Annotated in this window: 13 protein-coding genes; 9 read left to right on the top strand and 4 right to left on the bottom strand. The window is 60.8% G+C overall.

Going from position 1 to position 20,940, the window contains the following annotated elements; genetic code table 11:
- Position 1: 1 nt before the first annotated feature.
- Positions 2-2,209: an acyl-CoA dehydrogenase gene (locus AAGW05_RS14455; protein ID WP_411805250.1), complete on the bottom strand. Its 2,208-nt coding sequence runs from the start codon at positions 2,207-2,209 to the stop codon at positions 2-4.
- A 1,436-nt stretch (positions 2,210-3,645) separates the two neighbouring features.
- Here AAGW05_RS14455 and AAGW05_RS14460 point away from each other — a divergent pair.
- The 8 genes from AAGW05_RS14460 (at position 3,646) to AAGW05_RS14495 (ending at position 12,060) form a co-directional block, all read left to right on the top strand.
- Entirely contained in the window at positions 3,646-5,163 is a 1,518-nt protein-coding gene (locus tag AAGW05_RS14460; RefSeq protein WP_411805251.1) for a YfcC family protein, read from the top strand.
- A 58-nt stretch (positions 5,164-5,221) separates the two neighbouring features.
- A complete protein-coding gene (locus AAGW05_RS14465) occupies positions 5,222-6,373 on the top strand; it encodes an NAD/NADP octopine/nopaline dehydrogenase family protein (protein ID WP_411805252.1) in 1,152 nt (383 codons plus the stop codon).
- Between the two features lie 129 nt (positions 6,374-6,502).
- Complete coding sequence (locus AAGW05_RS14470; RefSeq protein WP_411805253.1) at positions 6,503-7,162, top strand: GntR family transcriptional regulator; 660 nt, start codon at positions 6,503-6,505, stop codon at positions 7,160-7,162.
- Positions 7,163-7,472: 310 nt separating this feature from the next.
- The gene (locus tag AAGW05_RS14475; protein WP_411805254.1) at positions 7,473-8,390 is read left to right on the top strand and encodes an ABC transporter substrate-binding protein; all 918 of its coding nucleotides are present in this window, start codon (positions 7,473-7,475) and stop codon (positions 8,388-8,390) included.
- Positions 8,387-9,343 (top strand): amino acid ABC transporter permease, encoded by a 957-nt coding sequence (locus AAGW05_RS14480; RefSeq protein WP_411805255.1) that lies wholly within the window; start codon positions 8,387-8,389, stop codon positions 9,341-9,343. The genes AAGW05_RS14475 and AAGW05_RS14480 overlap by 4 nt, the downstream gene beginning before the upstream one ends.
- A 30-nt stretch (positions 9,344-9,373) precedes the next feature.
- Positions 9,374-10,126 (top strand): amino acid ABC transporter ATP-binding protein, encoded by a 753-nt coding sequence (locus AAGW05_RS14485; protein ID WP_411805264.1) that lies wholly within the window; start codon positions 9,374-9,376, stop codon positions 10,124-10,126.
- Positions 10,127-10,151: 25 nt separating this feature from the next.
- Positions 10,152-11,309 carry an NAD(P)/FAD-dependent oxidoreductase gene (locus AAGW05_RS14490; protein WP_411805256.1) on the top strand — a complete coding sequence of 386 codons (1,158 nt, stop codon included), beginning with the start codon at positions 10,152-10,154 and terminating at the stop codon, positions 11,307-11,309.
- 79 nt (positions 11,310-11,388) lie between these two features.
- Entirely contained in the window at positions 11,389-12,060 is a 672-nt protein-coding gene (locus tag AAGW05_RS14495) for a GntR family transcriptional regulator (RefSeq protein ID WP_411805257.1), read from the top strand.
- 680 nt (positions 12,061-12,740) lie between these two features.
- Here the strand turns inward: AAGW05_RS14495 and AAGW05_RS14500 are convergent.
- Together AAGW05_RS14500 and AAGW05_RS14505 are read right to left on the bottom strand one after the other, a co-directional pair.
- The gene (locus tag AAGW05_RS14500; RefSeq protein ID WP_411805258.1) at positions 12,741-14,423 is read right to left on the bottom strand and encodes a flavin monoamine oxidase family protein; all 1,683 of its coding nucleotides are present in this window, start codon (positions 14,421-14,423) and stop codon (positions 12,741-12,743) included.
- A gap of 51 nt (positions 14,424-14,474) precedes the next feature.
- Positions 14,475-15,956 carry an APC family permease gene (locus AAGW05_RS14505; protein WP_411805259.1) on the bottom strand — a complete coding sequence of 494 codons (1,482 nt, stop codon included), beginning with the start codon at positions 15,954-15,956 and terminating at the stop codon, positions 14,475-14,477.
- A 102-nt stretch (positions 15,957-16,058) separates the two neighbouring features.
- Here AAGW05_RS14505 and AAGW05_RS14510 point away from each other — a divergent pair, with 102 nt between their 5' ends.
- Positions 16,059-17,684, top strand: coding sequence for a PucR family transcriptional regulator (locus AAGW05_RS14510; protein ID WP_411805260.1), 1,626 nt, complete (start codon positions 16,059-16,061; stop codon positions 17,682-17,684).
- 13 nt (positions 17,685-17,697) lie between these two features.
- Here the strand turns inward: AAGW05_RS14510 and AAGW05_RS14515 are convergent, their stop codons facing one another.
- On the bottom strand, positions 17,698-18,489 hold the full coding sequence (locus tag AAGW05_RS14515) for a carbon-nitrogen hydrolase family protein (protein ID WP_411805261.1): 792 nt from the start codon (positions 18,487-18,489) through the stop codon (positions 17,698-17,700).
- Between the last annotated feature and the right edge of the window lie 2,451 nt (positions 18,490-20,940).

A 20,940-nucleotide genomic window follows, 5' to 3' on the forward strand; every position in this document is an offset into this window, starting at 1 on the left:
CCTAGCCCCGGGGCAGGCCAAGGATGCGTTCGGCAATGACATTGAGCTGGATTTCAACCGTGCCGCCGCCAATGAGGACCTGGGGCACGCCCAGCAGCCCTGTCACCGCGTCCCCCGGCGCCTGCGCAAACAGTGCGCCCGGGCCGGCCAGTTGCAGAACCACAGTGGCGGCTTCACGCGAGAGCCGGGCGTGGGCCACCTTCGCGAGGGAGGAGCCAACCCCGGGCTGAAGCCCGTTGACTTGGCGCAGTGTTTCGCGCAGGTTCAGGGCTCCAATGGCGGAGCTGACGGCCACAATGCGCCCGAGTGCCGCGTAGGCCTCCTCTGCGGCGCCGGCAAAACCGCCGTCGCGGATGAGCTGACGCAGGGACTCTTCGGTTCCAACAGAAACACCGGAGGAGATTTGAGTGCGCTCATTCTGCAGCGTAGTGGCCGTGATGCGCCATCCTTGGCCTGGTTCGCCCAGCAGTAATGCGTCCGGGACGAACACGGAATCCAGGAAGACCTCATTGAATTCGGAGTCACCCGTGGACTGCTTCAGCGGCCGGATATCGACGCCCTTGGCTCGCATGTCAACGAGGAAGTAGCTCAGTCCCTTGTGCTTGGGCACGTCGGCGTCGGTGCGTGCCAGGCAGATCCCCCAGTCCGCCTCGTGGGCACCGGAGGTCCAAACCTTTTGCCCCTTCAGCTCCCATCCGCCGTCGACCTTCACGGCACGGGTGGACAGACCGGCAAGATCGGAGCCGGCGCCGGGTTCAGAGAACAGCTGGCACCAGATAAGTTCGCCGCGCAGAGTGGGGAGTGCGAACTTTTCCTTAACCTCCTCGCTGCCGAAGGCGAGGACGGTGGGCATGGCCCATTCGCCGATGACCGACGAGGGCTGGGTCAAATTCCGCCGGGCATATTCCTGGGCGATGACTACCTGCTCTGCAGGGCTTGCACCCAGGCCGTACGGGGCTGGCCAGTGCGGGGCTGCAAGGCCGTTTTCGGCCAGGAATGTGCGTTGCGAGCCGCGGGAATTCCAGCGCCCGCCGTCATGTTCGTTCCTTAGTTCGCGGGCTTGGTCCAGAAGCGCGCCGATGCGCTGGCGGAAGGCTGGATCTTGATCCGGGAGTTCAATGTCAATGCGGCGGTCCAGCTCCAGTGCAACCCGGCCCAGAGCTGCCATGTGCGTGCTTACAGTGCCCACCTGCGCTGCCAGGGTGATGGCGCGGCGCAGGTACAGGTGAGTGTCGTGCTCCCAGGTGTAGCCGATGCCACCAAAGATAGTGACGGCCTCAGTGAGCGCATCCACCGCCGGGACAATGCCCGTTTGAATGGCGGAGCCGGCCGCGAGCACCTGCTGGGCGGCGTCTTGGTCTATGGCTACCAGCGCCGACCAGGCGGCAGCGGTGGCCAATTCGGAGGCGATGAGCAGGTTGGCGCACTTGTGCTTGACGGCCTGGAAGGAGCCCACAGGCTTGCCGAACTGTTCGCGGATCTTGACATACTCAGTGGTCGTTTCCACTGCCCAGCGCATAATGCCTGCGGCCTCTGCGGCGAGCAGTCCGGCCTGCAGGGTGCGAACATACTGCTCATCGAGGCCCGCCAAAACGTCATTGGCCTCGATCACCACAGAGTCAAGGACCAGCGTTCCGGCGTCGCGGGTCAGGTCAGTACTGCTGCCGGCCGCTTTGGAAAGGTCCGCGCTCTCGGCATCAACGAGGGCAAAGCGTGTTGCTGTACCGTCGTTGAAACCGATAACGAGCCATTCGGCCGAAAGCAGCGACGCCACTTCCGTGCGGCCGTTCAGTGTCCAGCCTTCACCGTTGGCGGCGGCAGTGATGGCGGAGGTGGGCATGATCAACGCCCCGGTGGCGCCCTCGGCGAAAATGTCCAGTCCCCGCGTGGATGCCTTGCATTCGGCGGCTCCGGCCACAGCCGCACTAGCCAGGACGGTAGATACATAAGGTCCGGGCACCAGACGGTGCCCAAATTCTTCAACCACGATCGCGGTGTCGGCAACACTGCCGCCCTGCCCTCCGCGTTCCTCGCTGATATGCAGGGAGTGGAGTCCGTTGTCCACCAGCTCACCCCAGTGTGCGGGGCGGCCGCCAGCGCCGTAAGCGTCGAATAGTTCCCGCGTCTGCAGGATATCGGCGAACCGATCAGCGAATTCAGAAACGGCGGCAGCCAGGTCGGCGTGCTCTTCTGTGAGGGACAGCGGCATCTAATCACTCCAAAATCACGGACGGCAGTTCCCCACGGGGGTCCTGAACGTCCAGCGGCAAATTCAATAACTGAAACTAGACTCTAGTTTAAATTTGTGATGTGGGCAACAGTTTCTTGGCGTTGCGTTCAAAAATGTTGGTGAGCTACCTAGCGGCCCCGGAGGCGCACAGCCGTTCTCGCCTCAAGGTGGTGTGGTCACAGTGGAGCGCCATGGCGACTTGCGGCGTGGTTCGGTAGCTTCGAGGCCTGTTGTTGTCGACGCTAAATATTGCACCTTTACTTCAGTCACTGCCTACCGCAGGTTCGCGATGACCGGGGAACGCTACACGGAGGTCGAGGCATCCTTGGGGCGGACGAGTTATGGCCAACAGCCCATGGAACCACCCACACATCTTGCGGGTGTAGCAGTCGCCGCGGATCTGCGAAACAATTCCTGTCGTGAGGATAATGACGCACGTTCGTGGGTACGAGGTGAATTCTCGCCGGTATCGCAATTATTGATGCTGATCTGTGTACCACATCCATCCGCGAAGGGTTGGTGCTCCCGCTGCCCACCAACCCATGCAAAGGTAACGACACCATGGCGCTTTTTATCCGCCCCCATGCGGGAACCCTACCGATAACACTCAAGCTCTGAGTTAGTGGCAAACTTGATCCCTCACGTAATCGTAAGCGTGCCGGGAGGACCCTGGGCCAGCATGGAATTTGGCCTGGCCAGAGGCCTGCGGATGGCGGTCACCACTGTGAGCAATCAGCCCTACTGGTCAGCGCGGGTGCCACTCTTTGCGGTTTGGCGGCCTTGTCAGGCAAAACGCCCTAGCCCTTATGCATAGGATGACCGGTCCCTGAAATACCATCCCAAATTGTTAACCGACTCTTGGTCAGACCCTCTAAGTTTTCCCAGCAGATCGAGCAGGGCAGACTAGTCTCGAGCCATCGTGCGTTTGTGTCCTTTTGTGAGTTCTTCGATCGATACTCACTGACCATCGCACGATGGCTCTTGACATCGGAAACTGGAAGCCCAGCAACCGGAAACTACACACTCCATGGGACATAACCTGCGAGTGACGTGATCTTCGCACAGATCTCCGCCCCCGCCTCGGATGCAATCTGGCCAGCGAGATCTTACTCCGGCACCCCCTACTGGCCCAACGCATCAATGGCGTCATTTCAGTTATGCCCAGACCGAAGGGGGAAGCCGTTGAGATGAAGCGCGGACGGTGCGAAAGTTGACAAAACAATGAGAGACCCATCACAATCGTTGTATGACAAGCTGACAGTAAGACAATGTAAATTTGTTGGTCACTGTCAATGCGGTTCCGCAGAGGGCCTTGTCGATGCCGCTAGTACGGTCCGACAGGAACTCTGCCGCTCTCCCCGGCAGAGTTCTCGTCCCGTAGTCAAATTCTTAGCTCATAGCGTCCAAGGACTGATATGCCGAATACTAAAATTCTCACAGCCTCGCCCAACCATATGAAGCCGCGAAGACAATTCAGTTTCCCCAGCGCCTTCACCGTGTTGGCCGGCGTCACGATTCTGGTGTGGCTTGCCGCCTTGATTCTGCCCTCCGGCACGTACGACACGAAGGCTGATGGCGGACCCATTCCCGGCACATATCACGCGATCAATGCAAACCTTTCGTGGGGCAACCGGCTCATGCAGCTGTTCCTTGCCCCCATCAACGGGCTCTACGGCGTCAAGAATCCAACCACAGGATTCATTGGCCCTTACGAGAGCGGTGAACTCTACGGGGCAGCCGGGGTATTCATGTTTGTTCTGGCCATCGGAGTGTTCATCACGATGGGGATGCGCACGGGCGCCATCGAGAATGGCATTGCCCGGGTGGCCCAGCGATTCTCCCATCGCGGCGGCGTGCTCATCGTTATCTTGATGGTCCTTTTCTCCATTGGCGGCACAACGGAGGGTATGTCTGAGGAGACCCTCGGCTTCTACGCGCTGCTGGTGCCGTTGATGCTGAGCCTGGGCTACGACCGGATGGTGGCGGCCGGAACCATTCTCATCGGGGCAGGCATCGGCGTTCTCGCGTCTACCATCAACCCCTTTTCCACCGGTGTCGCCTCCGCGGCCGCTGACATCTCAATCGGAAGCGGAATCGGACTTCGCGTGCTGATGTATGTGGTCCTGACAACGATTTCGATTCTCTACGTCCTGCGCTACGCTCGCCGGGTAAAGAAGGACTCCAGCAAATCCCTGGTGGCAGACATGCCAAGCAGCAACTTCGCCGCCCCCGGCACCGACACGGTGTTGACCAGGCGCCAAAAAGTGGTGCTCGTGGTGGTTGGGCTAACTTTTGCGATGATGATCTTCGCCATCGTCCCCTGGGCCCAGGTCATCGGTGGAACCGGTGCTGCCAGCTACAGCTGGCAACTGGACTGGTATTTCCCGGAACTGGCTGCGCTGTTCATTGTGGCTTCCATCGTGGTCGGTTTCATCGGTGGACTCAAAGAGAAGGAACTGACCACCGCCCTTGTACGCGGCGCCGGAGACTTCATCGGGGTAGGCCTGATCATCGTCCTGGCCCGCGGTGTCACCGTCATCATGAACAACGCCTACATCACCGACACGGTGCTGAACTCGATGGAGAACCTCGTGACTAGCACCAGTTCCGCAGTTTTCGGAGCCGTCATGTTCCTGATCAACCTGCCCCTGGGTTTCCTGATCCCCTCGTCGTCGGGACACGCTGGCCTGGCCATGCCGATCCTAGCTCCACTGGCCGATTTCGCGGGAGTTTCCCGCGCCGTCGTGGTCACGGCTCTGCAGTCTGCCCACGGCATTATCAACCTGGTCGCACCCACCTCGGCGGTGGTCATGGGCGGGCTGGCGCTGGCACAGGTTCCCTACCAGCGATATCTGCGTTTCATCGGCCCGCTGTTGCTGATCCTCATCGTCCTGTGCACGGCCTTTGTCGCCGTGGGCGCAGCCCTTTCGTGACCATCTCACCTGATTTCCCACTTTCTCATCCCAGAACGACTCCCTGAAGGGGAACACCATGAACTCCAACCACCGCGTTAGCATCATCGGCACCGGCAACGCTGCCTTGACCGCCGCATATCACCTCTCAGCCCTGAACGTGGACGTCTGCTTGTACGGGTCCCCCGGCTTCGCGCAGCCCCTAGATGACATCCGCCAGGCCGGCGGCATTCGCGCCGACGCAACACTGGACGGTGCAGATTTGGACTTCGCGGGATTTCAGGCGGTCCACACGCTCACCGATGACGTCGCCGAAGCCGCAGCTTACGCCGACGTGCTGTTGCTGCCGGTGCCGTCCTTCGCCCAACTTCCACTCTTCGACGCACTTCTGCCGCACCTGCGGGACGAACAGATTATTATGCTCCTACCCGGCAACTTCGGAAGCCTCGCGCTGCGCCGCCGCCAGCACGAACGTGGCTACACTCAGCGGCTAATCTTTGTTGAGGCCATCTCCAGCCCATGGGCCTGCCGCATCACCGGCCCCGCCCACATCGCCATCATGGGCCTCAAAACCTGCCTGCCAGTCGCTGCACTGCCCTCTACCCGGACCGAGGATGCCATAGCCCGGCTAGCTCCCCTCATGCCACTGCCGCTGACTGCCCTAGATAACGTGTTGGCTGCCGGTCTGGAAAACATCAACTTCGGCGGCCATCCACTGTTGACCACCCTGAGCATGGGACTGCTGGAAAACTTCGACGGGAAGTTCAACTACTACCGGGACTGCTGCTCACCGGCAACGGCTCGTGCCGCCGCCGTGATGGAGGAGGAACGCCAGGCAATCGGCCGTTCGCTGGGCCTGTCGCTGATGTCGGAACTCGCTGCCATGAACAAGCTCTATGGGCTGCACGAAACATCCGTCTTCGAGCTCAATCGCAGCTCCGATGCCCACAGCAAAATCACGAACGCCCCGAATTCGCCGAATCATCGCTACGTCAGCGAAGACGTTCCCTACCTCCTTGTGCCCATCCAGGAACTGGCGCGAATGGGCGGGGTGCCAACACCGATGATCGATGCATGCATCACCATCACGAATGCCTACAACCAGACGGACTATGCCCTGACCGGACGCGATGCGGAGTCCATGGGCCTCGCCGGGCTCACCCTGGCAGAAATGCTCGCGAGCGTCCACACGGAGCCAGCAGCCGTCGGAGCTGACCTGGCAATCAGCTAGGGGACCGCAGCCGGAAGACCGTAGGGGATCCGGCTGCCGGCACCATCGCGGGGAAACTTGCATGGAAAATCAAGTTTGCACTTCGTCGTCGGACCTACCGAGGCCTGACATTGAAAGCAGACAGTTCCCGTGAGCAAGATACACCGTGAAACCGTGACCGAACGCGTCACCACAGCGCTACGCCAATCCATTCTGCGCGGCCGGCTTCTTCAAGGGACCCCGGTGACCGAGGAAGCCATGGCCGAGCAATACGGCATCTCCCGCCCCACCTTGCGTCAGGCCCTGAACACCCTGCTCTTGGAGGGGCTGCTGACCAGGCACCCCAGCACGCGCGTACTGGAGGTAACCACCCTGAATCACGACGACGTCCGGGACATCTACAGGGCTCGCCGGTTCCTTGAACTGGGCGGCATCAATGCCGCCGCCACTGCCTCAGCGCAGCAGCTCGAGCAATTGCGCCTTGCCCTGCGAGGCCTGGTAAAGGCCGTGGACGCAGGCGATCTGGAAGGTTTTATTGAGGCCGATTACGACTGCCATGCCGCAATCGTCGGTTTCCTTGGATCCCGGAACCTCTCCGAAGCCCACACCCTGCTGATGTCCAAGCTGAGGATCGCCATCGCCCATGTGACCGTCGATAAGCAGGACAACCTGGAATCGCTGAAAATCCATGAGGAATTCACCGCAAAAATTCTGGCCGGCCACCTTGAGCAAGCCCAGCAAAACCTGACGCAACGGCTCAACGAATCCGAACTCACCGTCCTTGAAAAGCTCGGAACCGTTCCCCGCTGACAATCAAGGCTGCCCGGCATCGACTCCGGCATCTCAGTCGCCAGCGGCCACGGGAATCAACGCGCCCGCCGAGAGTCGACATCTCCTCGGATCAGCAGTGCACTCCGCCCGGCCGCCTGGCGGGCCGGCTGCCCAACATGGCCACGCCGTCGCCCCACCTTGCCTTTCTGCCCGCTGCGGCTACACCACGCCGTGTTCCAGCCCCACCTTTTTCTTGACTCAAATAGACGGTTCCCCATCCCCATTGACGCAGTGGCTGTGAAGTGTGACACTTAGTCTGTCAGACAGTCTGATACTAAGGAGTTACGATATGGGTATTCACATCAAGGCCAAAAAGTTCATGGTCTTAGCAATCGGTACGAGCTTGCTGGCCATCACCGCCTGCAGTGCTGCATCAACGCCACAACCCGATGGCACAAAAGCCGCAGCCTCGGCGGCCCCGGGGAAAAACTTGGCCATCTCAGCAATGGTGCCGGCCGCCATGATGGACTCCGGCAAGATTCGGGTGGCAACAGACCCCACGTACCCTCCCTTCGAATCCATGGCCGAGGACGGAAAGACTATTGTGGGCTTCGATCCGGATTTGGCAAGCGCCATCAGCGGTCTGCTCGGCCTGAAGGTCGAGTTTGTGCCCACTTCCTTTGATGCGCTCATTCCAGCGCTCCAGGCCAAGCAGGTTGACATGGCAGTGTCATCGATCGGTGACACAAAGCTGCGGGAAGAGACCCTTGACTTCGCCACCTACTACTGGAACGGCACCCTGCTGCTGGTGGGTAAGGGTAATCCCAAGGGACTAACCAGTGACCGTGCCTGCGGCATAAAGGTCGGCGTCATCCGCGGTTCCCTGCAGCAGACAACGTTCCTGCCGGAGCAGAGCGCCACGTGCAAGGACGCCGGGCTGCAAGCCCCCACCGCAAATGTGTTCCAGACCGCCCCGCAGGCAGAGCTGGCGTTGCAGAGCAACCGCATCGACGCCGTCATGCTTGATGCCCCGCCGCTTGCTGACGCTGCGGCGAAGAACCCCACCAAGTTCGAAACGGTCGGTCCGCTACTGAAGAACCCCAACCCCGGAGGCGTTGCCCTGCCCAAGGGCAGCGAGCTCACCGCCGCGGTCAACGCCGCCATCAATGAACTCATCAGCGACGGCACGTACTCAACGCTGCTCAAGAAGTGGAACCTGTCCCCCATCGCCATTGAGAAGTCTGAAATCAACGGGGCCCGCTCATGATCACAGTCTCCGGGAAGTTGGCTGTAGCCGGTGACGGCCCGGCCGTCTCTGGGCGCAGGCCCCCCGAAAAAGTCATCAAACTCAAACGTCCGGTGCGTTGGGCGAGCTACGCGGCCATGGGTCTTGCCGGCCTTCTCATCCTCCGCTCGGTAACCACCAATCCAAATTTCGGCTGGCCGGTTGTGGCCGAATACTTCACCTCGCCCCGCGTCTTGGCAGGATTGGGAAACACGCTCCAGCTGACCGTGGCAGCCATGGCCCTGGGCTTGGTTTTGGGCGTGATCCTGGCAGTCATGCGCCTGAGCACCAATCCAGCACTGTCCGGGCCGGCTGGGCTGTACATCTGGTTTTTCCGGGGAACACCCATCTTCGTGCAGTTGCTGTTTTGGGGTTTCATCTCGGCGCTCTACCCCACCGTGGGCCTGTCTATCCCCGGCGGCCCCACGTTGTTCGCCATGGAAACCAACTCCTTGATCACCCCCCTCATGGCCGCCATCCTGGGGCTCGGACTCAACGAAGCCGCCTACATGGCGGAAATCATCCGGGCCGGAATCGTGTCCGTTGGCAAGGGCCAGACAGAGGCCGCCCATGCCCTGGGAATGTCCAACTTGCGGACTCTGCGTCGTGTGATCCTGCCCCAGGCGATGCGTGTGATCGTCCCACCCACCGCCAACAACGTCATCTCGATGCTCAAGACCACCTCCCTGGTCAGCGTCTTGTCCTTCCCGGAACTGTTGTATGCCACGCAATTGATCTATGCCGATAACTTCCAAACCATCCCCTTGTTGATCACCGCCTCCATCTGGTACCTGATTGTGACCACCCTCATGACGATCGGCCAGTTCTACATCGAGCGCCACTACGGCCGGAGCAACCGGTTGGAAGGCCAAGGGCTGCTGAGCCGTCTGCTGCAACTACAAACACGCCGCGGCGCCACCGCCGGCACCCGCTAGGAGATCGCCATGAACCAGTCACCCCAAGCCATGGTCACAGCCAAGGACGTATGGAAGTCCTTCGGCCACAACGACGTGCTCAAGGGCATCAACCTCCAAGTACAAAAGGGGGAAGTGATGACCCTGCTCGGTCCCTCCGGATCGGGAAAGTCAACCTTTCTGCGGCTGATCAACCACCTCGACACCGTCTCGGCCGGGCGGATCACCGTCGATGGCGACCTGGTGGGTTACCGGGAGCAGGCTGGGGCGCTGCACGAACTGCGTCCCCAGGTCATCGCCAGAATGCGTTCAGAAGTGGGCATGGTGTTTCAGCAATTCAACCTCTTCCCGCACATGACCGCACTGCAGAACATCATGGAGGCACCGGTCGGGGTAAAAAAGGAGCCCAAATCCCACGTCAAGGCGCGGGCAGAAGCCCTGCTTGAACGCGTGGGCCTCAGTGAAAAACGAAACGCCTATCCGTCGTCACTCTCCGGCGGGCAGCAGCAGCGCATTGCCATTGCCCGGGCACTTGCCATGGAACCCAAACTCATGCTCTTTGACGAACCCACCTCGGCACTGGATCCAGAGCTGGTGGGAGAGGTGCTCGATGTCATGCAGGACCTGGCGGCCAGCGGCATGACCATGATCGTCGTGACCCACGAGATGGGGTTCGCGCGGGAAGTTGCAGATTCTGTGGTGTTCATGGATGGAGGCGTGGTCGTGGAAAGCGGCAAACCCTCTGACGTACTCCTGAACCCGCAAGAGGAACGCACCCAGGCATTCCTGAGCAAAGTCCTTTAGAGACCACGAGAAGACAGGAACCAGAGTGAAGATCGTAGTAATCGGCGCAGGCATGCTCGGTGTTTCCATCGCGGCCGAAGCCGCCGCACGTGGCGCCGACGTGACACTCATTGACAAGCACTCCCCCGGATCCGGTACCTCCTCGCTGTCGTACGGGTGGGTCAATGCCAATAACAAGGACCCACAGGACTACTTCGAGCTCAACCGCGCGGGAGTTGAGGCCCACTACCGTCTGGCAGGCGCCGGCTCCGGCTGGTTCGTGCCAACCGGCCATGTGGAGTTCGCCACCGACCCTGCGCATGCCGCGGAACTGCAGGGGAGGGTGGACCGGCTGGCAGCGCGCGGGTATACCTGCGAAAAAATTACGTCATCCCGTGCCCGAGTCCTGGTTCCGGACCTGCTCATCCCCGCCTCCTGCGAGGTTGCCGCCTTTTTCCCGCATGAGGCCCACTGTTACCCCAGCCTGTACATCCGCAACCGGCTGAGCCAAGCCCGCCCCCACAAGTTGCAGGTCCTCTCCGGGGTCAAGGTTGAACAGCTGTCCGCCAGTGGTTCCGGGGCCACGGTCGGACTCTGCGACGGGGGGACCATATATGCCGATCACGTCATCAGTGCGGCGGGCCGGTGGACCAATTCCATAACCGCCATGGCAGGGCTGGGACCGGTCATGACCGATTACCAGACACCTGGCGACGTCACGGTGGGTTACCTGGCCACAACGAACCAGCTCCCCACCGACATCACCCGGCTCGTCACCAGTGCGGAACTCAACGTCAGGCCGGCAGGCGGGGGCAGGCTGATGCTCCAAGCTCTGGACCTGGACGCCACGGCGTCAGCCATCAGCACCCCAGGCACCCGCTCAGCGCTCGCCGCCGAATTCTCAAGCCGGCTGCAGGGGCTGCTGCGCAACACCAAAGATGTGGCCATCACCGAGTTGGGTGTTGGCCGGCGGGCGATGCCAGCCGATGGACGAAGCATCATTGGGACTGTGGACTCCGCTCCATGGCTGTACCTGGTAGCCACACACAGCGGAGTCACGCTGGCGCCGCTGCTTGGCTCCGGCGTCGCAGCGGAGCTATATGGCACGCCGGAACCTCTCTTCGCCGGATTCCGGCCCGCCCGCCTGCTGGACGGGCAACGCGCTGCGGCTCTGTCAGCGCCACGCCGACCCGGCGAACAGTGAACACAATACAATAGGCACAACAGTGAAGCATGCCGGGATGACTGCCGGCATGGACGACAGATGCCAGGAGCGCCACACCGTGAATAAGATCCAACGAACCACCACAGCGGAGTTAAGCACGTCGGCACTGCGGAAACAGATCCTCGACGGCGATATTGCCCCCGGAGCCAGGATTACCGAAGATGCGATGGCACAGGAATTGGGCATCTCGCGTGCCACCGTGCGCCAGGCCCTCAACACCTTGGTCAGTGAGGGCTTGTTAGTCCGCAATCCCGCCACACGCGTCCTGGAAGTGATCAGTCTGGATGCCGAGGACATCGCTGAGATCTACCAGGCCCGCAGGGTTTTGGAGCTGGCTGGCGTGGCAGCCTCGCAGACAGCAAGCCACGAGGAGTTGCAGCTGCTCAAACTTGCCGTCGACGGCATGCGGGAGGCTGTGGAGAACGACGACGTCGTCGGGTTTGTCCAAGCCGACTCCCTGTGCCATGCGCGGACAGTTGGGTTCCTGAGGTCACAGATCCTCTCGCAAACCCATCAAGACCTGATGACACGACTGCGCCTGGTCATCGTTCGCCAGGAAGCCGATGAAAGCGTCACGGCCCATGGCCTGGCCCAGCACGAGGAATTCTGCCGGCTCGTCCTTGAGGGCAAGACAGCCGAGGCAAAGTCGAACCTTGCGGAGCGTCTGGACGCCGCGGAACAGGGCATGTTCTCACACAACATCCGCCCCGGCATGAGGGTTAGACTGTGACCCATTTTGAGAAGCTGCCGAGGCCACCACAACCAAACACACTCCGGCCATACAGTCAAGGATTCTCTAATAGGTCCGTGATCTCGCAGGACAGCGGTGACAGTTCTGCCTCGCTACGTCGGCGACATTTTGGTGGTTCGTGGTGGTGAAGCCCATTGACCCGATGATGGACCACGCGGCGCTGTCACCACCATCTGCGCTGAACACGAGACCACACGGAAGACCTCTTACACGATCAAGACCAGGGCCCGTGATGAAGGTCAGGCGGCTGCCCTGAAGCCACGCTCGCGTCGGCCGAAGTCCTCACCTGCGAAGGTCTCTGAGGACCGCCGGGACGGATGCCGCCACCGGTGGCGCCGGAAACGATAGCGTATATGTGGTTGCGTGAGTGTCGACGCCTACCCCGGTTCAGCCGATGCCGTACCGTGTTCCCTCGACGATTCGCGGATCAGATTCACTCCGGCCGGACAAGCGACGGCAGGCTCCCTACGGACCAGTCCCTCGTGTGGCCAGCTCGCCCAACTTCAGCTCGGTCGATTTCAGCTGCTCACTACGATCCAGGATCTGCTAGGCGAGGCGTACTGAACTACTCCCCCAGGGTCATCGTGACACTTACAACAGCACGCTAAAACCCGGGAACAAAATGGGATCGTGGATCAGCTGCTGGGCGTAGCTAATTCCTAAATCTTTAATGGTCCGAGCTCCGCGAGGAATTGGCCCGGGCCTGGGTTCTTCTCTGCATCCTGTCCGCCCAAGTGCCTCAGCACGCCCCACACGGCGTTCAGCCCGGTGGTCACTGCACCTTCCGCCCAGCCGGCCGTCCAGGAAACGTCGTCACCGGTGAGGAAAATACCCCGGTGCTTGGCGGCCAGCCCGTGTTGGTCGAAGTGCGTGTATAAGCGTTCCTGATAGCGGTAGTGGCCGGGCAGGTTGGCTTTGAAGGCGCCCATGAAGTTCGGCTCGGCCTCCCATGAAACTGTGATCGGCTGTCCGACGATGTGGCTGCGGATATCGACTCCCGGGTAGATCTTCTGGAGCGAGTGCAGCATCAGTTCCATACGTCGTTCTGCCGAGAGCGCGAGCCACTTCAGCGCGTCGTCGTTCCACGTGTAGGAGAGCAGGATGACGGCGGGCTTATCCTCACCGTTATCCAGCAGGTAGGTGGCACGGTTGAGCCGGTCAGTGAGCGTCATCGACATCAGGTACTCGCCGGTCACCGGGTCGCGGTCTTTCCAGAACGGGCGATCCACCATCACGAAGGTCTTCGACGACTGCATATAGTGGGAGCGCTCGATCGCCGTCCATAGCTCGGCCGGGAACAACGATTCCTCCGTGTCGATGCCGGTGGACAGCAGCCATGACTGCACCGAGGAGACCACCGCAGGGTAGGTCTCGGTGCGCCCGAATCGTTCGCTGATCTCGATGGCGTTGGCCCCATTGAATCCCTCGGCATCCGAGCGGCGGATCGTAGCCACGGCGCCGCGCGGGGCGCCGGCGTGCAGTGCGGAGAGTGTCGTGCCCTGGGGCCAGTGCACCAGCTGTTCGGGTGCGTGGTTCCACAAGGCGTGCGGCAGCTTGGCCGCGCCGCCGCTGATGCCACGGTGATTGTCATCAGCGTCGGTGTACACCACGCGCAGGATCTCCAGGATGGAGTTCGAGAAGTCGGTGTCCCAGCCGCCGGATCCGAAGCCGACCTGGCCGAACGCCTCACGGTGGTCGAAGCCGGCCTCCTTAAAGGCCTTCGAATTGGCGATGAAGCCGTAGAAGCTCTCCTCGTCGAAGTCTTTCAGCAACGAGTTCCAAATCCGCTTCACCTCGTGCGCATCGCGGGACTTTATGGCCTGCTGCATTTCATCGAACTTGGCGTCCTCACGCAGCGCCCGCTTCCAGGCGTCGGAAACTTCGTGGAAGAACTGCGGCAGGTCGCCCTCATTTTCCACGTAGACTTTTTCGCCCTTGAGCTCGATGACCGTCGAGTCGGTCGGCGCAGCCAGCGGGTTCGGGAAATCGTAGGTCTCTAGTCCCAGCAAGTCGATGTAATGGTAGAGCGCTTTGCTGGAAATCGGGAAGCGCATGCCACCGAGGTCGCAGGTGACCTCCGGGGCTGAGGCGAAGCTGGCGGTACGCAGCCGTCCACCGATTTGGTCAGCCTCGTAGACAACCGGTTTAAGGCCGAGTTTCATCAGCTCGTAGGCGGTCACCAGTCCGGAAAGTCCTGCGCCGATGACGGCGACTTCGGTGCCGTGCAGCTCTTCCGGGACGCTGCCAAGGCCCGCGGGGTTCTGCAAGAACAGGTCGTAGTTGAACGGAAAGTCGGGATTTAGCATGTTGATCGTGCCGTCAGCCTGCGGAATCGAGGTCATCTCTTTGGTCCTTCGAGTGTTTCTGTGGTTGAGGAAAATGAAAGTCGTGGGTTATTGGTTGCCGCTGTGGCTCTCGATGTATTGCTGCTTGCTCAATGCCCCAAGCCGGGAACGTCGGCGTCCATAGCCCAGGTACAGGCCCACTCCGACGAGCATCCAGATGCCGAACACCAGCCAGGTGTGCCACGAAAGGTTGGCCATTAGGAAGAGGCAGGCCGCGATTCCCAAAAGCGGGGTGAGCGGGTACAGCGGCGCCTTGAACGTGCGTTCAACCAGTGGCTGTTTGCGCCGTAAGTAGATGACCGAGACGCCGACCAGGGCGAAGGCGAACAGGGTGCCGATGCTGGTCGCCTCGGCCAGCGCGCCGAGTGGAATGAATCCGGCGGTGATGGCCACGATGCCGCCGGTGATGAAGGTGCCGGCCACCGGGGTTCCGGTGCGCTTGGAGACGCGGGAGAAAATCGGGGGTACCAGTCCGTCGCGGGACATGGTCAGCAGGATACGGGTTTGACCGTAAAGAACCGTCAGTACTACCGATGCTATGGCCAGTACGGCAGCTACGGCAAAGAGCAGCACGATCCAGGCCTGCCCGGTCAGTTCGCCGATGATCTGCACGAGTGCCGCTTGGGTTCCCACGAACCATGTCCAGTCGCGGGCACCGATAGCGGAAACCGCGACGAGCACATAGGTCACCGTCACGATGGCCATTGAGAGCATGATGGCTCGCGGCATGTCCCGCTTGGGGTTTGTCGCTTCCTCGCCCGCGGTTGAGGCAGCGTCAAAGCCGATATAGGAGAAGAAGACAATCGAGGCTGCACCGGTGACGCCAGCGGCGCCCATCGGCAGCAAGGGTTCGAAGTTGCCGGCGTCGAAGGCCGTGAAGGCCACGATCGAGAAAAAGACCAGAATGCATGCCTTGATGATCACCACGATGGTGTTCACGATTGCCGATTCCCGTGCGCCACGAGCCAGCAGCAAGGTGGCGAGCACCACGACCACCAGCGCCGGGAGGTTTACAACCCCTCCCTCGGTGGGTCCGCCGGCAAGTGCGGTGGGAAGATCCATGCCGAAGGTACGCAGCGCTTCGTTGACGTATTCGCCCGCGCCCACGGCCACCGCGGCAACGGATACCGCGTATTCCAGGACCAGGCACCAGCCGCATACCCAGGCGATTCCCTCACCCATGGTGGCGTAGGTGTACGAGTAGCTGGAGCCGGAGACCGGCACCATACCCGCCATTTCGGCGTACGAGATGGCCGAGAACAAGGCGGTGATGCCGGCAAGAACAAAGGAGATCCAAATCGCCGGACCGGCCACGGGAACCGTGGCGCCCAAAACCACCAAGATGCCGGTGCCCATGGTGGCGCCGACACTGATCATGGTCAGTTGCAGCAGACCCAGGCTGCGGTGCATCTTGCCGCCACCGGCATTGTTCTCTGCTTCCCGGAGCATGGAACTGATCGACTTTCGTCGCCTGAGCTGCTGGTCCAGTCGGACCGGTGCACGGCGCTCTGTACTGATGGTGGTTTGCATTTGCGAATCCTCGTTTGAACGGTCTCTCGGCGTTGCCGGTACCAACCCTAAGCTTGTGACCTCGCTCTCACAGCGTGCCGATTTGAACTAAAATTGTTTCTCATGGGACAAATTGCACCGGATCGCGAATCCATACTACCTCTGAACCAGGAATTTGCCCGGCCTTGGGATTCAATCACCCTGGCCCGGTTCCTTCGCCAGCTTCCCCCGGGAATCGAAGTCCTGCACGAGGCAGGAGATCGCCCCCTGCGGTGGGTGGAACCCAGTGACATCGACGATCCCACACCGTACCTGGTGGACCATGAACTGATTCTCACCAGCGGATTCCCACTCGTGAAGCATGCCGGGGATGCCGCCGAGGTCCGCCAATTCATTGCACGCCTGGTCGATGCGCAAGTCTCGGCACTGGGCTTCGGGCTGGACCCATATTTCTCCGCTGTGCCGTCCACCGTGATTGATGCCTGCCGCGAGTTGGGCCTGCCCCTGTGGCAGATCCCTGCGTCGATCTCCTTCGCTGCCATCGGCTTGGCCTTCGCCAAGCTCATGGAAGCCGACAACGCCCGGATGCTGCGGGAGAACGCCGAAGCGAACCGGCACCTGATGCGCTGCGTGGCCAGCGAGCATCCCGAGCAGGAAATCGTCTCGGTGCTCGCGCACCGTGCTAAATGCGCTGCGCAACTGCTGGACCAGGACGGTCGGTTGCGCCATTATGCAGCTCCCGCAGGCCTCCAACCCGCCCAAGGACAGGAGCTGGAGGCGCTGCTGGCGCAGGCTTCTGCCGCGCAGGGCCCCAAGCTTGTGTTGAGCGAATCCGCGGGACGGCATCATTTGGCTTTTCCAATCAGGTCAACGGCAACCTCGGGCACGCGGGTTCCGCCGCTGCTCGGGGTACTGCAACTGAGCTTCGAGAACAAGCCGGGGGCTGCCGAACACAATCTCATGTCCACTGCATTGGGGTTGCTGGAAGTGGTCGCACGCCAGCGCGTCCTGGGAGCCTTCGCCCCCACCCAGTTGGCAACGATCCTCTTGTTGGACGGTGTCGACTCGCTGGGCTCCGGAGCGTTGGAACTGTTCAACAGTTCGCTCGGTGGCACCCCGCGGCGAGCTCCCCGGGTCGCGGTAGCCATCCCGCGCCCCCACTTGCCCGCACAAGACCCCAGCCATGCTCTCACCCGCTTTCGCTCGCTCCTGGAAACCAAGCTGGTAGCCCACAGCGAGGGGAGCTTTGCCGCGATCACGCGCAGTGAACCAACCCAGGATCTGCTCGAGCGAATTGAGGCGGCTGGCTATTTGGCCGCATTCAGCCAACCGGCGGATCTGTTCCAACCGGAGAGTAAGGGAATCGCGCTGGCCGCGAACCTGCGCGCGTTGGCTCGGCAGGCCCGCGGATTGGTGCCACGTCTGCTGGATGAGGGTCGCAGCCTCAGCGCCGAGGAATTACCACAGTCGTTCTCCGCCCTGCTGCCCCAGGACGCAAGCCGGCAGCTGGCAGAGCATATGCTGGGTGACCTGCTGCAGCTGCCGACCAAGCGCAGGGAACTCTACCTACAGGTCTTGCGATCGTGGTTGGACACCAATGGGTCCTGGGACGCGACGGCCGCGGCCATCGACTTACATCGCAACTCGGTACGACGGCACATCGCCTCCATCACCGAGATCCTGGACATGGACCTGACCCGCGCAGCGGTGCGCTACGAGCTGTTTGTGGCGCTTCGCTTCCTGCCCTGAAACACTGGGCGGTTTAAAGACCCCAGCCACGATACAGATCTGTGCGGCGCTCGGTGAGATAAGGAATCTCGGCGCGGGCCTTTTCCAGCTCCTGTGGTTCGACCCGTGCAAAGAGCAGCTGCTCTTCTTGGCCGCCCATGGCCAGGATTTGGCCGAACGGGTCGGCGACGACGCTGCCACCTCCCAACGCAAAACCGTCCTCGATGCCGACGTGGTTGGCGTAGGCAATATAGAGCTGGCTTTCCAAAGCGCGCGCGGGAACGAGGGTGGTGCTCACCGATTCGTAGCCACGCCCCAAGGCGGTGGGCACCAGCAGCAGCTGCGCCCCCTGCAAGGCTGCTGCACGGACCGCTTCGGGGAACTCAACATCGAAGCAAATGATCATGCCCAACTTCAGGCCTTGGTAGTCGATGATGGTTGCCGGCCGATCCCCGGGGGTAAACACTTCCTTTTCTCCGGCCCCAAAGAGATGGACCTTGACGTAGCCGCCTCGGACGATTCCGACTTCGTCCACAAATGTGGATGTGATGTTCCAGCTGCCCCTTTGGATATCCGGGAGGGAATAGACGATGGCTATGGAGTGCCGGACAGCAATCCGAGCCAAGCGGTCATGAAGTGCGGGCAGCGAAGCTGGATCCAGTTCGCTACGCAACCTGCGCGGGGCATAGCCAACGGGAAACAGCTCCGGGGTCAGCAGCACGTCTGCCCCGGCCAAGGCTGCGCGCTCGGCGGCATCTTCGAGAGTGGCTAGGTTCGCGTTGCTATCGAGCACCTGCGCCTGCGCCTGCAATACGGCCAAAAGCATGCGTTCCTCCAAGTTTGCGTGGGTTCTTGATAACAGCCTACGGTCGGGGCACCGCCAAGCATGCAGGTCATTTGGCACCGCCATAAATGCTTCACGGGACAAATTGCACCAGCTGGGCATTCGTCTCTCCGCATTTGAAACCGGGGCCGCCACAGCAATTCGAGAAACGCTAAGCCTGAATCCACCGATCCGTCTTGGTCCTTCGATTCGGAGCTGGCAACCGTCGAAGCTCTATCTCCCGCATCATTTGTGCAAATGAGCGATTAATGGAGGTCGATCCGACTGCCGCTTGGATATCATGAACGACAGCAAACGGCCATGGTGATTTTTGGGAGATCACAAATCATCCCGAAGTGCATCGTCAATCACCATACCTTTCGAAAAGCTGTCCACAACGCCCCGTCGTTTCTGGGCGGTCTTGCGCGGCACCCCAGGTCAGCCATGACAGCGCCAACGACCCTGCCAATCTCCTGGCGCAGGGCTTCTTGCTGTTCCTCTTTAGCTTCAGGCATGACCCCATCGGCAGATTCTTGCGCCTCATCGAAGGCGACCTGCAAGTCCTGCGCCCACTTTGTGCCGGCCTGCCAGTGGCAGAGCAATCCGTTCAGCGACCAGGTCAGCGTAACCTGGCAAAGTTCCCGTTGGCGTCGGAAGGCATCCTCGAGCAGGCTTGTGGCAGGAAGTCCGTATGACTTACGAATGCCATGACGCTTCCAAACGCGGCGTGGCACTAACCATCTCCTGGACCGGGGAATGCTCCGCAATGAAAAACAGACGGGGGCCCGAGCAGCTGGAAAACCACGAGCCAAACAAACACCGACCGTCGATTTAATGAGCTTTTAATGAGTCCGGTCCGAACGACGCCTCTCGAGACCATTCCCCGACAGCGAAACCGCAGGTCAGCGGCACATACCGCGACCTACCGACCGACTCCGACCGATGAGCGTTGTGTTCGAAGGCTAGCGGCTTTCAAGCCGCCACGCAGTCACCTTTCGCCACCAGCAGATAATCTCGGGCCGGGGCCGATCTTCCGCTTCTTCTACCGTCAGTGCTCGGCGCGCGTCAGTGATCCGGGCATCTTCAAAGATGCGCAGGGCTGGCACCCGTGTTTTCCAGGCCCGGTAGGGTCGTGCGGCGACCTGCACGCGCCGCTCTCGCAGGACAGTGCAGATCGACTCGACCGCGTACCCAATAGCGCGCATTTCATCGATGAAGCGGCAGATCAGCGGCGGCGAGGGTCGAGTTCCCTTAGCTAAAGAAATTCGAGGCCTGTTTCAAGATCTCGTTGGATTCCTTCAAGTCCCGCACCTCGGCCTACAACCACTTGATCTCCTAGAGCTCAACACTGGACGGACCGGTCTTCTCGCCAGCATCAATCCGGGCCTGGATCGCCCTGCGGCGCAGCGACTCACTTCCAACGCCGAGCTTCGGAGTGACCACCTTGCACGCAGCATTTACGGACGGATATTCCGGCAGGTGATCCAACACCATACGCACTGCACGGTCACAAACTTCGGGGGAAAATTCTTGGGCATAATCACTATCTTGCTCTCTAATGATTCTTGGTGTGCCTGGTGCCCACTGGCAGGATAGGTGCCACTGCTTCTCAACGTGACTCGATCTTTCTCTGGCGATGAATCCATCTGCCCTATTTTTGATTCGTCCATTGAATGGCAGTGGCATCAGCCCGCCCCCTTGACGTGGCTTGATAAAAGGTTGACCACACCAGTGATGGTGCGGGTCTCATGAGAGATCTGCCGGGCAAGGCTTGAACACCGGATGCGATGCCACCAAATAACGGCATCGACACGCACTCGCGTACCCATGCGTACGCCCTCATAAACACCAGCACCGGAGCCAACCTCGGCTGTAAAGCATTCCCTGTCACCAAACCCGGGATGAACCGTGCCATCGCCTGGATCCACAGGGATACCTTCGGGGAGATCTTGGCTGCCATTGTAGGGAACCAACTCCTACGGGTCTTGCATTCGCCGTGCGCTGATTGTTGAGGGGGTGCGCGTAGTGGAGGTGAAAACACCACGGAAGAAGGCCCGTCATGGGGTCGGCAAATCCGATCCGATCAACGCATTTGCTGCAGCTACGAGTGTTCTGGGATACGAGACCGCCGCCGTATCGATCATCAGCGCACCGCAAACCGCAATGCCTTGAATGCTCTGGTGCGGTTAATCGACTGAGGAGTTGATGCCCGCCATGAGTTACCCGACTGTTGACCGCGGAGGCGACAGGCAACTGAACATGGCTTTGGATATCATTGCCACGAACCAGATGAGATTCGATGAGAAAACCAAGGCCTACGTGGGGCGACGAACCGCAGAGGGACTGAGCTACCGAGAAATCAAGAGATGCCTCAAGCGGTTCCTCGCCCGATCGATATTTAGGCAACTCGAAGCACTTGGGGCTTGATTTAATCCATAAAAAGGTCAAAAAAGA

The organism is Arthrobacter sp. LAPM80 (genome assembly GCF_046736435.1).
Taxonomy (GTDB): Bacteria; Actinomycetota; Actinomycetes; order Actinomycetales; family Micrococcaceae; genus Specibacter.

Excerpts from the sequence above, each read along its gene's own strand:
- AAGW05_RS14455 (WP_411805250.1), bottom strand. The coding sequence starts at position 2,209 with ATGCCGCTGTCCCTCACAGAAGAGCACGCCGACCTGGCTGCCGCCGTT.
- AAGW05_RS14460 (WP_411805251.1), top strand. The coding sequence starts at position 3,646 with ATGCCGAATACTAAAATTCTCACAGCCTCGCCCAACCATATGAAGCCG.
- AAGW05_RS14465 (WP_411805252.1), top strand. The coding sequence starts at position 5,222 with ATGAACTCCAACCACCGCGTTAGCATCATCGGCACCGGCAACGCTGCC.
- AAGW05_RS14475 (WP_411805254.1), top strand. The coding sequence starts at position 7,473 with ATGGGTATTCACATCAAGGCCAAAAAGTTCATGGTCTTAGCAATCGGT.
- AAGW05_RS14480 (WP_411805255.1), top strand. The coding sequence starts at position 8,387 with ATGATCACAGTCTCCGGGAAGTTGGCTGTAGCCGGTGACGGCCCGGCC.
- AAGW05_RS14485 (WP_411805264.1), top strand. The coding sequence starts at position 9,374 with ATGGTCACAGCCAAGGACGTATGGAAGTCCTTCGGCCACAACGACGTG.
- AAGW05_RS14500 (WP_411805258.1), bottom strand. The coding sequence starts at position 14,423 with ATGACCTCGATTCCGCAGGCTGACGGCACGATCAACATGCTAAATCCC.
- AAGW05_RS14505 (WP_411805259.1), bottom strand. The coding sequence starts at position 15,956 with ATGCAAACCACCATCAGTACAGAGCGCCGTGCACCGGTCCGACTGGAC.
- AAGW05_RS14510 (WP_411805260.1), top strand. The coding sequence starts at position 16,059 with ATGGGACAAATTGCACCGGATCGCGAATCCATACTACCTCTGAACCAG.
- AAGW05_RS14515 (WP_411805261.1), bottom strand. The coding sequence starts at position 18,489 with ATGCTTTTGGCCGTATTGCAGGCGCAGGCGCAGGTGCTCGATAGCAAC.